Origin of the sequence: Chryseobacterium binzhouense, assembly GCF_007474545.1 — a bacterium.
Classification (GTDB): Bacteria; Bacteroidota; Bacteroidia; order Flavobacteriales; family Weeksellaceae; genus Chryseobacterium; species Chryseobacterium binzhouense.
This window is the reverse complement of the sequence record NZ_VKOG01000002.1, coordinates 378,638-391,175: the sequence shown is the minus strand read 5'-3', so window position 1 is coordinate 391,175 and position 12,538 is coordinate 378,638. Positions and strand designations below refer to the sequence as shown.

At 34.9% G+C, this 12,538-nt stretch carries 11 protein-coding genes; 6 read left to right on the top strand and 5 right to left on the bottom strand.

All coding sequences use genetic code 11. From position 1 onward, the window contains the following. Positions 1-45: 45 nt before the first annotated feature. The 3 genes from FNE73_RS07570 to FNE73_RS07560 form a co-directional block, all read right to left on the bottom strand. Entirely contained in the window at positions 46-1,044 is a 999-nt protein-coding gene (locus tag FNE73_RS07570) for an alpha/beta hydrolase (protein ID WP_143884130.1), read from the bottom strand. Positions 1,045-1,114: 70 nt separating this feature from the next. Further along, positions 1,115-1,585: a VanZ family protein gene (locus FNE73_RS07565; RefSeq protein ID WP_143884129.1), complete on the bottom strand. Its 471-nt coding sequence runs from the start codon at positions 1,583-1,585 to the stop codon at positions 1,115-1,117. 182 nt (positions 1,586-1,767) lie between these two features. Beyond that, positions 1,768-3,396: an acyl-CoA carboxylase subunit beta gene (locus tag FNE73_RS07560; RefSeq protein WP_143884128.1), complete on the bottom strand. Its 1,629-nt coding sequence runs from the start codon at positions 3,394-3,396 to the stop codon at positions 1,768-1,770. A gap of 365 nt (positions 3,397-3,761) precedes the next feature. On the opposite strand from FNE73_RS07560, the gene FNE73_RS07555 reads away from it, so the two are divergent. From FNE73_RS07555 to FNE73_RS07545, 3 genes are read left to right on the top strand one after another with little or no spacing between them, the layout of a single operon-like run. Further along, positions 3,762-4,640: a DMT family transporter gene (locus tag FNE73_RS07555; protein ID WP_143884127.1), complete on the top strand. Its 879-nt coding sequence runs from the start codon at positions 3,762-3,764 to the stop codon at positions 4,638-4,640. A 12-nt stretch (positions 4,641-4,652) separates the two neighbouring features. Continuing rightward, positions 4,653-5,735 (top strand): putative type IX sorting system protein PorV2, encoded by a 1,083-nt coding sequence (locus FNE73_RS07550; protein ID WP_143884126.1) that lies wholly within the window; start codon positions 4,653-4,655, stop codon positions 5,733-5,735. After that, on the top strand, positions 5,728-6,507 hold the full coding sequence (locus FNE73_RS07545) for a hypothetical protein (protein ID WP_228429948.1): 780 nt from the start codon (positions 5,728-5,730) through the stop codon (positions 6,505-6,507). Before FNE73_RS07550 ends, FNE73_RS07545 begins: the two co-directional genes overlap by 8 nt. A 65-nt stretch (positions 6,508-6,572) precedes the next feature. Here the strand turns inward: FNE73_RS07545 and FNE73_RS07540 are convergent, their stop codons facing one another. Then, positions 6,573-7,142 (bottom strand): fasciclin domain-containing protein, encoded by a 570-nt coding sequence (locus FNE73_RS07540; RefSeq protein ID WP_143884124.1) that lies wholly within the window; start codon positions 7,140-7,142, stop codon positions 6,573-6,575. A gap of 427 nt (positions 7,143-7,569) precedes the next feature. On the opposite strand from FNE73_RS07540, the gene FNE73_RS07535 reads away from it, so the two are divergent. Together FNE73_RS07535 and FNE73_RS07530 are read left to right on the top strand one after the other, a co-directional pair. Then, positions 7,570-8,043 (top strand): RNA polymerase sigma factor, encoded by a 474-nt coding sequence (locus FNE73_RS07535; protein ID WP_089745199.1) that lies wholly within the window; start codon positions 7,570-7,572, stop codon positions 8,041-8,043. Positions 8,044-8,048: 5 nt separating this feature from the next. Beyond that, entirely contained in the window at positions 8,049-8,909 is an 861-nt protein-coding gene (locus FNE73_RS07530; RefSeq protein ID WP_143884123.1) for an anti-sigma factor, read from the top strand. 57 nt (positions 8,910-8,966) lie between these two features. On the opposite strand, the gene uvrC is transcribed toward FNE73_RS07530, so the two are convergent. Further along, a complete protein-coding gene (uvrC, locus tag FNE73_RS07525; protein WP_143884122.1) occupies positions 8,967-10,760 on the bottom strand; it encodes an excinuclease ABC subunit UvrC in 1,794 nt (597 codons plus the stop codon). Positions 10,761-10,937: 177 nt separating this feature from the next. Here uvrC and hutH point away from each other — a divergent pair, with 177 nt between their 5' ends. After that, on the top strand, positions 10,938-12,425 hold the full coding sequence (hutH, locus tag FNE73_RS07520) for a histidine ammonia-lyase (protein WP_143884121.1): 1,488 nt from the start codon (positions 10,938-10,940) through the stop codon (positions 12,423-12,425). The last annotated feature ends 113 nt before the right edge of the window (positions 12,426-12,538 follow it).

The window sequence follows — 12,538 nt, the reverse complement described above, 5'->3', positions numbered from 1 at the left end:
GCTAACTGATAAAAATCTACAATCACAAGGCAAAGCTGTTAAATATTATTTTTTTTGTTGGTCAATGATAAAATTTACCATGAGATTGCTGATCTCTTCAAGTTCTGCTTTGTCTGTAGTACTGAAACCGTGATTTCCTTTTTTGATAATGATAAGCTTATTTTCAGTATCGGCTTTTTTGAGCATTTTATAAAGTCTTTTTGAATGTCTTGCCGGAGCTATTTTATCTTTATTGCCATGAATAATAAGGGTTGGCACAGTATTTTTGTTATAGGAAAGGGGAGAAATATTTTCACAGAATTCTGCAATCTCTTTTCTGTTTTCTTTAGCATTCATTCCTGTAATTCCCATAATGAGTTTACTACGGAGATCAATAATTTTTTGTGAAATTAACCCAACAGCAAAAAGCAGAGGCTGTGGAGCACGGGTATGAAGAAGCCTATTCATATCAGTAGGTCCGAAATTATCAACAACATAATTTACCTTTGCTGAGTAGGGAGAAAGAATAGAATCACCCGGAAATTGTGTGTCTTCGGTATAAGCGCTCAGCAAAGAAAGATGAGCTCCTGCAGAAACACCCCACATTCCTATATTGTCGGAGTCTAACTGATACTTGTCTGCATTTTTTCTGATCCATCTTACTGCGTCTTTAGTGTCTTCTATCGGAGCGGGGAAATGAATGTTTTCACTGACTAAACGATAATTGATGCTGATTATCGCAAAGTTTTTATCTAAAAGTTTAGAAATGGTATTTTCTACATAATTATCAGCGTAGATTGTTTTGCTTCCTTCTACCCAAGCTCCTCCATGAACAAACATTACGACAGGAAATTTTTTTATCCCGTTTTTTTGTGGTGTATACAAATCAAGTAATATTTCTCTTCCACTTTCGTCGGTTTTATAAATTATATTTTCCTGGACATTTGCCTTTTCAAACAGAAGGGTGGTTTTTTGCCGTTGAGAAAATAGTAAAGCTGAGAAAATCAGAAATTGTAATACAAGTATTTTCTGTAAAAATGCTTTATGTAAAGAGGTTAATTTCATAATGATGATAAATGAAATGCAAGTGCAATATTTATGCAAAGATCAGCTTCACGCACAACAAACTTTATCATTATGATACTGATGATAAAGTCTTGCCTTTTTCCAAAAGATCAAAGTGAAATTTTATATTGGCAATATTTTTCCAGGTTGCATATTTGAAAAGAGTAAAACCAAGCAGCATTCCGAAGGTGTTGAGAAAAACATCATCTACATCTGCCACCCCTCTTCCTGACAAAAACTGGGCAGATTCTATCAAACTTATTGAAATAAGAAAAAATATAGTGATCGGAAGAAACCGGTTGAATTTTTTAATGCATAATCCCAGCCATCCAAACGGACTGAATAAAAATATATTTCCAAAAATATTTACAATAAAATCTGGGTTTTTAATTTCGTTATTGGTGAAGAAATTTTGAATTGTGAGAAATGGTTTGTGCTGAAAGTAGGCAATCTCAGAAGGCTCTCTTCCGGAAGCATAAAACATCATGTACAATAAAACAGCCGTATAAATGGTAATAAAAACTGCAAAGTATCTTTTCATAGGTTTCCTTTTAAGGATTAGTAATAAAAAAAGTTTGTAGTTATTAGTTCAGATGTTCTTAACACCAATTATCTCACCTTTATTTCATGCTTTAAAAAAGTTTATTATTTTTTACGAGTATTTAACATAATAAAAAACCTTACTTCATAAAAGTAAGGCTTGTAAGTATTTTGGTTAAAAATTTAAACCTGAATCACTCCCAGGTTAAATTTTTCTGTGATAGGAGAGTGGTCGGCGGCTTCAATTCCCATTGAGATCCATTTTCTGGTATCTACAGGATTGATGATGGCATCAGTCCACAACCTTGCCGCAGCATAGGTAGCCTCTGTCTGTTTTTTATATTTTTCTGAGATTGAATTTAAAATTTCTTTATGCTCTTCTTCAGTAATTTCTTTTCCTTGCTTTTTTAAAGTGGATTCCTGAATTTGTGCTAAAACTTTAGCAGCCTGTGCTCCGCCCATTACAGCAAGATCTGCCCATGGCCAGGCTACGATCAATCTTGGGTCATACGCTTTTCCGCACATTGCATAGTTTCCTGCTCCATAAGAATTCCCGGTAATAATAGTGAATTTTGGAACAACTGAATTTGAAACCGCGTTCACCATTTTAGCTCCGTCTTTGATAATTCCGCCATGCTCAGATTTTGAACCTACCATAAAACCCGTTACATCCTGTAAAAATACCAAAGGAATTTTTCGCTGATTGCAATTGGCAATAAATCTTGTTGCTTTATCTGCGGAGTCGGAATAGATCACTCCTCCAAACTGCATTTCTCCTTTTCCGCTTTTTACCAGTTTTCTTTGGTTGGCAACAATTCCTACAGACCATCCATCAATTCTTGCAGTTGCACAAATGATGCTTTTGCCGTAATCAGGCTTGTATTCTTCGTATTCTGAATTATCTGTAAGACATTTGATAATATCTAAAGTATCATACTGATCTGCTCTGGAAACCGGCATGATCCCAAATATATTTTCCGATTTCTCTTTTGGCGGGAAACTTTCAATTCTGTCAAATCCTGCTTTTTCATAGCTTCCGACAGATTTCATGATGTTTTTTATACGATCTAAAGCGTCCTTATCATCTTTAGCTTTATAATCTGTAACACCCGAAATAGCACAGTGTGTTGTGGCTCCGCCTAGAGTTTCATTATCAATAGACTCACCGATTGCAGCTTTTACCAGATAACTTCCGGCAAGAAAGATTGAGCCTGTTTTGTCTACAATCATCGCCTCATCACTCATGATTGGAAGATAAGCACCTCCTGCAACACAGCTTCCCATTACTGCTGAAATCTGAATAATGCCTGCAGCACTCATTTTTGCATTATTTCTGAAAATTCTGCCAAACATTTCTTTATCCGGGAAAATTTCGTCCTGCATTGGCAGATAAACTCCGGCTGAATCTACAAGGTAAATAATTGGAAGCCTATTTTCCATCGCAATTTCCTGTGCTCTGAGGTTTTTCTTGCCTGTAATTGGAAACCATGCCCCGGCTTTTACCGATGCATCATTGGCTACAACAATACATTGTCTTCCGGAAATATATCCCATTACAACAACAACCCCTCCGCTTGGACATCCGCCGTGTTCTTCATACATATCGTATCCGGCAAAAGCTCCGATCTCAATAGAATCTGAATCTTTATCAAGAAGATAATCAATTCTTTCTCTTGCCGTCATTTTCCCTTCTTCACGAAGTTTTTGAAGTCTCTTTTCACCGCCTCCTTTTTTTATTACATTTAAAAGACGGTTGATTTCTGACAATTTTAATTTATTCTGATCCTCTCTTTTATTAAATTCAATATCCATGAAATCTTTATTTTAACTGCCTAAAGATACTATTTTTGGTAAAAATATGGCAAAATGATTGTAATCATATTTAAGTTTTTGGTTTTCAGAATTTTATGAAAAGTTTAACAAACTTATGTTTTGTTATGTTCATAATATTTTCTAATTTTACAGCAGAGTAACAAAGGTTATACTTTGGTTATACTCTAAGTTCCTAGTTTATTTTTTTAATAGTTTATTATTTGAAGGCCCTGAAAGTTTCATAGACTTTCAGGGTTTTTGTTTTGAAGACGATTTTTGTTTAAATATATTATTGCTTCTTTAGATTATTGTTAAAAATATAAAAGGTATTAGTAAATTTGCAGTTTGGTATTTTAAGATGATTCATGCAGAAATTAGCACTTTTCAGATTACATTTTATTGTTTTTCTATGGGGATTCACCGCAATATTGGGTAAAATGATTACCGCTGATGCGCAGATTCTTGTTTTTTACCGGATGCTTTTTGCTTCTGTATTTCTCTATATATTCATTAGAATTTATAAAAAAGAAAGTATAAAAGTCTCAAAGAAACTCCTTTTTCAGCTGGCTGGCGTAGGTTTTTTCATGGCGCTTCACTGGTACTGTTTTTTTTATTCAATAAAAGTTTCCAATGTTTCCATAGCATTAAGCTGTCTTTCTCTTTCTACGCTGTTTGCCTCTATTATGGAGCCTTTGGTTTATAAAAGAAAAATAGATGTTTCTGAAGTAATTATGGGGATTGTGATTGTTACCTGTATTTTGCTTATTTTTAAAACTGAATTTCAATATAAAGAAGGGATTTTCTTCGGAATTCTCTGTGCTGTTTTCGGAACTGTTTTTTCTGTTTTCAACGGAAAGCTTTTTGGCAAGACAAGCTCAGGGAATATTATTTTTTATGAAATTTTCTCCGGATGGTTTATTTTAATGCTTTTTTATCTCATCACCGGACAAATTGTTCATATCAACGAAATAAACTATAAAGATTTGGCGTTAATAGGCTTATTGGCAAGTGTGTTTACGGCTTATCCGATGTTTGAATCTGTAAAACTGATGAAATATATTTCGCCGTTTACATTAATTTTAACAGTAAATTTGGAACCAGTCTACGGAATTATATTAGCTTTTTTTATCTTTGGAGAATCAGAAAACATGAGTTCCGTATTTTATATCGCCTCATTGGTTATGATTCTGGCAATTGTAGTAAATGCCATAATTAAAAACAGAAAACAGAAAAAACTTAATTAAGCATCAATTTATATGATGAAAAAATATTTTTTATTATTGACTTTAATGATTGCAGGGACATTTCAGTCGCAGATCATCAGAAAATATTCCAACGAATTTCTCAATATCGGAGCCGGAGCAAGAGGAATTGGTATGGGAGGAGCTGTGATCACCAATCAGGATGATGTATACTCTCCAATGTGGAATCCCGCAGGATTAATGGGCATTCAGAAAGACTGGCAGGGAGCAGCAATGCACGCAGAATATTTCGAGTCTATTGCAAAATACGATTACCTTGCCTACGCCAAAGTTCTGGAAACCGGTGTTTTCGGTGTTTCGATTGTAAGACTTGGGGTAGATAATATTCTTAATACAACACAGCTGATTGATACAGAAGGAAACATAGATTACGATAAAATTACAAGATTTTCTCAATCTGATTATGCAGGTATTGTTTCCTATGCTTTTAATCCGGGCGGTAATCCTAATCTGGATGTTGGGATCAATGCTAAAATTGTTTACCGAAATGTAGGTAAATTTGCAAACGGTTATGGATTCGGATTTGATATCGGGGCTATTTATAAATTGGATAACGGCTGGAAGTTCGGAGGGATACTTCGTGATGCAACTACGACAGTGAACTTCTGGAATATCAATCAGAATGAATTATCAACGGTTGTCAATGGCGAAGAGTTTAACCCTGCTCCAACTGATAAAATGGAACTTACGATGCCAAAACTTAATGCAGGAGCAAGCAAATTGTTTGAAATCAACAGCAGTTTGTATGTGTTACCGGAGGCAGGAATTAACGTAGATTTTGCTAAAACAGCAGCGCTTCTTTCTACAGATTTTGCAAGTATTACCCCTTATGCCGGTGCCGAATTAGGGTATCAGAAAATGATTTTTGTTCGATTGGGAGTCAATAGATTCCAGTCCATTACCGATATTGAGGATCTTAAAAGAAAAGTTTCGTTTCAGCCGAGCGCAGGTATAGGAATAAGATACAGAGGTCTTACGTTGGATTACGCCATCAGCAATTCAGGAATCGGTGGTTCTAATTTTTATTCTAATTTCTTCTCTTTAAAACTTGATATGGGAGAGTTTAGAAATGATTAACTATTTTAATTTCAGCATGAAAAAATTATCTTTGGCAATACTTACTGCAGGTTTTACAATGACATTTGCACAGAAAGTGTCAGATTACAAATACATTGTAGTTCCGAATTCATTTGAAAGTTTCAAAAAACAAAATTACGGTCTCAGTAATGCGTTAGCAAAAAGCCTTAAAGCTAAACAGTATATTGTTATTTCTGACAACAGAGGAGAATGGTCTTCGGAAGCCAACTCAAATCCCTGTCATATTCTCAATGCGGATATTAAAAATGACAGCAGCTTTTTGAGAAACAAAATATTGGTTGAATTTAAAGATTGTAATAATAATGTGATTGCTTCACAGAAGGGAAGTTCTTCAATCAAAGAATTTGAAGAAGGTTTTCAGGATGCTTTAAAGCAGGCTTTAATGTCAGTTCCTGCTGCAAATCCTAAAGAAATTAAAACTGAAAATCTTACTCAGGAATTACAGACAGAATCGGTAAACGAAGCTGCTGTTCAAAAAATGGTGACTACAGCAGAAAAAACAGTTAAGTACAGCAATGGAAAAATAGTTCTTCAAAAAATACAGCTTGAAGATAATCAGTTTATTCTGGTTGAAAATAACAGCAGTGTTCCATTTGCTACTTTTAAAGCTACGACAAAAAAAGACAGCTTTAAGGCGAAATTACGGTCAGGGGAAAATACATTCGGTTATCTGGAAAATGGAAATGTTATCATTGAAATTCCAAAAGGGAATGATGAATATTCTAAAGAAGTATTTTCATTGGTTAAATAATAAAAACCCTGCCTAAATATCAATTTAGACAGGGCTTCCTTAAAATAAACCATAAAAAACTAAAACTACGGTAATAGAACAGTATCTATTACATGAATAACGCCATTAGATTGATTTACATCTGCAATAGTAACTTTGGCTTTGTTGCCTTTAGCATCTGTTACATACAGATCTTTTCCTTTTGTCCAGAATGTTAGCTGTTCACCTTGTACAGTATCCATCATTGCTTTCCCGTTACCGGCTTTCACAGCATCCCAAACCTGTTTAGAATTGTATTTTCCCGGTAAAACGTGATAGGTGAGAATTTTTGTAAGCATTTCCTTGTTTTCAGGTTTTACAAGATTTTCAACAGTTCCTGCAGGTAATTTAGCGAATGCTGCATCGGTAGGTGCAAACACTGTAAAAGGTCCGTCGCTCTGAAGTGTTTCTACAAGACCTGCTGCTTTTACTGCTGCTACCAATGTTTTGTGGTCTTTAGAATTCACTGCATTTTCTACAATGTTTTTAGAAGGATACATCGCTGCTCCGCCTACCATTACTGTTTTTTCTTTCATTTTCTGTGCAGCTGCATTTCCGCTGAATGCAAATGATAACGCTACCATTCCGAATACTGCGATTTTTGATCTTGTGTTCATTTCTTGATTTTTTAAAATTATTATTTGAGTATTGTTTGTTTCTAAACTCATTTACGAGGAGTATTTTTTTTTAGATTTAAAAAAAAATATTTTAACAGTTATTAACTTTTCAAGAAAGAAATGTAGTCAAATGCCAACCGAATCAAATATGATATGCTTAATCTGGCTGGGCAATTAAATTAATAAGGAATAATTAGTTTTAATTAAATACCTTATGATGTTTGTATAAAAATTAAAGTTATTGTGTAATTACTTTCTACAGCTTTATAGAACAAACACATTAATATTATATTTTTTTAATTTTTTTGAAATTGTATGTTTTATTTTACTAAATTTGGGATGAAAATTATTTACAATCAAAACAAAATATTCAGAAGAAGAGCTTGTAGTTTTACTGAGAGAGCGAAACGAGACTGGTTTTCATCATTTGTATGATAACTATTCTGGTGCTTTATACGGTGTTATTCTGCGAATTGTTCAGTCTAAAGAATATACCGAGGAGATTATTCAGGATGTTTTTGTTAAGATATGGAATTCAATTCAGCAGTATGACTCCTCAAAAGGAAGATTTTATACATGGATGATCAACATTGCCAGAAATACGGCGATAGATTATCTTAAATCAAAAAGTTTCCAAAATCAGCTAAAAAACCAACCTTTACCAGATTTCGTATATGAAAATGCGGAGCTTTCAACATCTAATAACTCAGATTTTATTGGGTTTAATAAAGTGCTCGAAAGTTTGGAATCTGATAAGCAGGAATTGATAAACCTTGCTTATTACCAAGGATACACGCAGAGTGAAATATCAGAAAAACTGAATATGCCTTTAGGTACTGTAAAGACTAAAATGCGAAATGCATTGGTGAAATTAAGAGATTTGTTAAAAGATTATCAATAAATAAATTGGATATCAAGGAATACATATCATCCGGAATTCTAGAATCTTATATTCTAGGTCTTGCTTCTCAGGAGGAAGCGAGCATTCTGGAGTGTGTGATGAAGAATAATGCTGAAGTGAAAGCCGCCTTTGAAGAGGCGCAGATAACTTTTGAGATGCTTGCAACTTCGCAGGCAGTTGCACCACCCCATGATTTGAAAGCAAAAATATGGGATAAAATTCAACAGGAAAGCGTTGTTGTAAATAACGAAAATATTGTTGTAAAAGAAGAAATTAATATTTCTGAACTATCTGAACAGAAAGATCAAGATCAATCTAAAAGGATGAATCATTCTTTGCAGATGGAACGTTTTGATCAGCCAAGAAGTAATTTTAAAAACTTTGCTATTGCAGCTTCGGTTTTATTTTTAATCAGTGTAGGAATCAATCTTTACTGGTTAAATAGTCAGGCTGAAACCAAAAAAGAGTTGGCGGATCTGAAATCTGCAGGTCAATCTCAAAAGCTGGCGATGCAGGATATGGAACAGAAACTTAAAATAACTTCCAATCCTGATATGCTTAAAATTGCTTTAGCAGGTGTTGATAAACACCCCGATTCTAAAGCTGTAGTTTTTTGGGATAAAAATACCAAAGATGTTTATTTGTCAGCAAATACTTTGCCAAAAGTACCACAGGGAATGCAATACCAGTTGTGGGCAATTTCTGACGGTAAACCTGTAAGTGCAGGGATGTACAGCGAGGATAAAGATTCAAAAATCTCTCTTTCAAATATTCCGAATGCACAAGCCTTTGCAATTACGTTAGAAAAAGAAGGAGGAAGTGATGTGCCCACAATGGAAAATATGTTTGTAATGGGCGGAGTTTAGGTCATCAGCAATTTTATAGAATAAAAGAATCTTTCACCATTACGATGAAAGATTTTTTTATTCTGCATTAAAAAAGTCCCAGACAATTTTAGCTTTGTATTTTCCTAAGATTTCTTCCAGAGTTTCAAGATTGGCTTCTTTTATTCTTTTTACTGATTTCAGTTTTGATAAAAGCAGTTCGATGGTTTTGCTTCCTACGCCCGGGATTTCTTCCAATTCAGATTTTATGGTAGAGTTTTTTCTTCTGGTACGGTGATGTTTTACCCCGAAGCGGTGCGCTTCGTCTCTCACACGCTGTAAAATTTTCAGAGTTTCAGATTTTTTATCTAAGTATAAAGGGATGGAATCTTCCGGGAAAAAAATTTCTTCCAGTCTTTTAGCAATTCCTACAATCGTAATTTTCCCATATAAACCAAGTATTTTTAAGCTCTTTACTGCGGAAGAAAGCTGACCTTTCCCACCGTCAATCAAGATTAATTGTGGCAAGCTTTCCCCTTCATCAAGCATTCTTTTATATCTTCGGTATATAACTTCTTCCATGGTGGCAAAATCGTTCGGACCTTCTACCGTTTTCGGATGAAAAATTCTATAATCTGCTTTGCTTGGTTTTCCGTCTTTAAAAACCACACAAGCCGAAACCGGATTGGTTCCCTGAATATTTGAGTTGTCAAATCCTTCAATATGTCTTGGTTCTACAGGCATTCTCAACAGCTTTTGCATTTCTGCCATAATCCTGTTTGAATGTCTTTCGGGATCTACAATCTGTACCTGTTTCAGTTTTTCAATGCGGTATTCTTTTGCATTTTTTTCAGAAAGCTCTACAATTCTTTTTTTATCACCAACTTTAGGTACAATTAACTTTACATTTGGGATCTCGACACTCAGGTGAAATGGAAGCAGGACTTCTTTGGAATCTGAATCAAATTTCTGACGGATTTCAATCAGGGCTTCCTCCATGATTTCCTCATCTGTTTCTTCCAGCATTTTTTTAATTTCGGTGGTAAAGCTCTGTATAATATTTCCGTTTCTGATTTTAAAATAATTTACATACGCAGCTGTTTCATCGCTTGTCATTCCAAAAACATCTACGTCATCAATATTGGGATTTACAACCGTATGTTTAGACTGATAATCTTCCAGAATATTCAGTCTTTCTTTAATCATCTGAGCATTTTCAAATTGAAGATTAGCTGCATATTTTGTCATTTGATTGATCAGATATTCTTTTGCTCTGCGGAAATCTCCTTTAATGATTCCGCGGATGGCATCTATTTTTTCGTCATAATCTTCTTTGCTTTCTAACTCTTCACAAGGTCCTTCACAGTTTTTGATATGAAATTCCAGACAAACTTTATATTTTCCTTCATCAATTTTAGCGGGTGCCAAATTCAGATTGCACGTACGAAGTTTATAAATATGCTTGATCGTATCCAGTAAAATCTTGGCAGGACGTACTTTTGCGTAAGGTCCGTAATATTCAGATCCGTCTTTTATTTTGTTTCGGGTAAGAAAAACTCTTGGGAACTCTTCATTTTTAATGCAGATCCACGGATAAGTTTTGTCATCTTTCAGCATTACATTATAAAACGGCTGATGTTCTTTGATGAGATTGTTTTCCAGTAAAAGCGCATCGTATTCGCTGTTGACAATAGTTGTTTCCAGACGGTTGATTTTCCCAACCATAATTCTTGTGCGGTAGCCTGAAAGTGTTTTGTTGAAGTATGAAAGTACTCTTTTCTTTAGATTTTTTGCCTTTCCTACATACAGAAGATTGTCATTTTTATCATAATACCGATAAACACCGGGTTCGGAGGGTAAGGTTTTAAGCTGTAATTCTAAAGACGGATTCATATAGCAAATTTAAGCATTATGAAGCAGAAAAAAAGTGAAAGAAAGTCCTTCAGCCTTATAATATGTGTTAAATTTAAATTTATGGTTACGCATTTAAGGATATTAATATCTCAACCTCAACAGATGGCTTTTCCGGTATGCTTTAAAATGTGTATTTTTAGGCAAATTTTTTAAGTAATGACATACGGTATTGATACTTTCAGTTTTCATGATGTTTTGGAAATATGTAAAGACCCTAATAAAGCCCAGCTAAATGAAGCTGCAAAAGAGCAGATTTTAAATTCTCAGAAAAATGTTCAGAAAATTGTAGATTCAGATCGCTGTGTTTATGGTATTAATACAGGTTTCGGACCGCTTTGCGATACTAAAATTTCTGCCGATGAAACTGCACAGCTGCAATATAATCTGATTATTTCTCACGCAGTTGGTGTGGGAAAGCCTATTGATAAAGAACTTTCCAAAATCATGATGATCGCAAAAGTTCATGCGTTGTCTAAAGGATTTTCCGGAGTTTCTCTTCAGGTTATCGAAAGAATGATTTTGATGCTGGAAAAAGATATTATCCCAGTTGTTCCAGAGCAGGGTTCTGTTGGAGCATCAGGAGATTTAGCACCGCTTTCACATCTGGTTTTGCCGCTTTTAGGACTTGGACAAGTATGGGTAGATAACGAAATATTTGAAACAGCAGAAATTCTTGAAAAAAATAATCTGAAGCCTTTAGTTTTAGGTCCAAAAGAAGGATTGGGACTCATCAACGGAACTCAGTTTATTTTGGCTCATGCTATAAAAGGTTTAGAAAAGTTTGAATATCTTCTGGATCTTGCGGATCTTGCCGCTGCAATGAGTCTGGAAGCTTACAGAGGTTCAGCAAGCCCGTTTAAAAAAGAGCTTCACGAAATAAGACCATTTGAAGGAAGTAAAAAAGTAGCCGCAAGAATGCTTAATTTCTTAAAAGATTCAGACAATCTTAAAGCGCATGAAGGATGTGAAAGAGTTCAGGATCCTTATTCAATGAGATGTGTTCCGCAAGTGCACGGCGCAAGCAGAAATGCTTTTGAACATCTAAAAATGATGGCGGAAACAGAACTGAATTCCGTAACGGATAATCCGATTATATTAAGTGCTGAAGAATCTATTTCGGGCGGAAATTTTCACGGTCAATTAATGGCTTTACCTTTAGACTACGCAACTTTAGCGGCAGCAGAACTGGGAAATATTTCAGACCGCAGAAGTTATTTGCTGCTGGAAGGCAAATATGGTTTACCACGATTATTAACGGAAAGCTCTGGGTTGAATTCAGGATTTATGATTCCTCAATATACTTCGGCAGCTTTGGTCACAGAAAATAAAACACTTTGCTTCCCAGCTTCAGCAGATTCTATTCCGACGAGTTTGGGTCAGGAAGATCATGTGTCAATGGGAAGTATTTCGGGTAGGAAGTTTAATCAGGTTCTTGGCAATTTAGTCAATATTCTTGCCGTTGAATTGATGTTTGCAGCGCAGGGTCTGGAATTCAGAAGACCGGCAAAATGTTCCGATATTATTGAAGAAAATTACGCTATTCTTCGTTCTCAAGTAGCAAAGCTTGAAGATGACCGATTGATTGGGAAAGATATGTTGGCGATTGCGGAGCTAATTAACGATAGAAAGTTTATCGTCAATTAATTACCTTGAATTACTAGATATAAAAAATCAAGCCCGGCAATAGTCCGGGTTTTGTTTTAAAGTAAAAGATAAAGTTTTTTTCAAAAATGGAAAACGGAAATCTTTCTTTAGTT

Coding starts and splice junctions, on each gene's coding strand:
- FNE73_RS07570 (WP_143884130.1), bottom strand. CDS start 1,044: ATGAAATTAACCTCTTTACATAAAGCATTTTTACAGAAAATACTTGTA.
- FNE73_RS07565 (WP_143884129.1), bottom strand. CDS start 1,585: ATGAAAAGATACTTTGCAGTTTTTATTACCATTTATACGGCTGTTTTA.
- FNE73_RS07560 (WP_143884128.1), bottom strand. CDS start 3,396: ATGGATATTGAATTTAATAAAAGAGAGGATCAGAATAAATTAAAATTG.
- FNE73_RS07555 (WP_143884127.1), top strand. CDS start 3,762: ATGCAGAAATTAGCACTTTTCAGATTACATTTTATTGTTTTTCTATGG.
- FNE73_RS07550 (WP_143884126.1), top strand. CDS start 4,653: ATGATGAAAAAATATTTTTTATTATTGACTTTAATGATTGCAGGGACA.
- FNE73_RS07545 (WP_228429948.1), top strand. CDS start 5,728: ATGATTAACTATTTTAATTTCAGCATGAAAAAATTATCTTTGGCAATA.
- FNE73_RS07540 (WP_143884124.1), bottom strand. CDS start 7,142: ATGAACACAAGATCAAAAATCGCAGTATTCGGAATGGTAGCGTTATCA.
- uvrC (WP_143884122.1), bottom strand. CDS start 10,760: ATGAATCCGTCTTTAGAATTACAGCTTAAAACCTTACCCTCCGAACCC.
- hutH (WP_143884121.1), top strand. CDS start 10,938: ATGACATACGGTATTGATACTTTCAGTTTTCATGATGTTTTGGAAATA.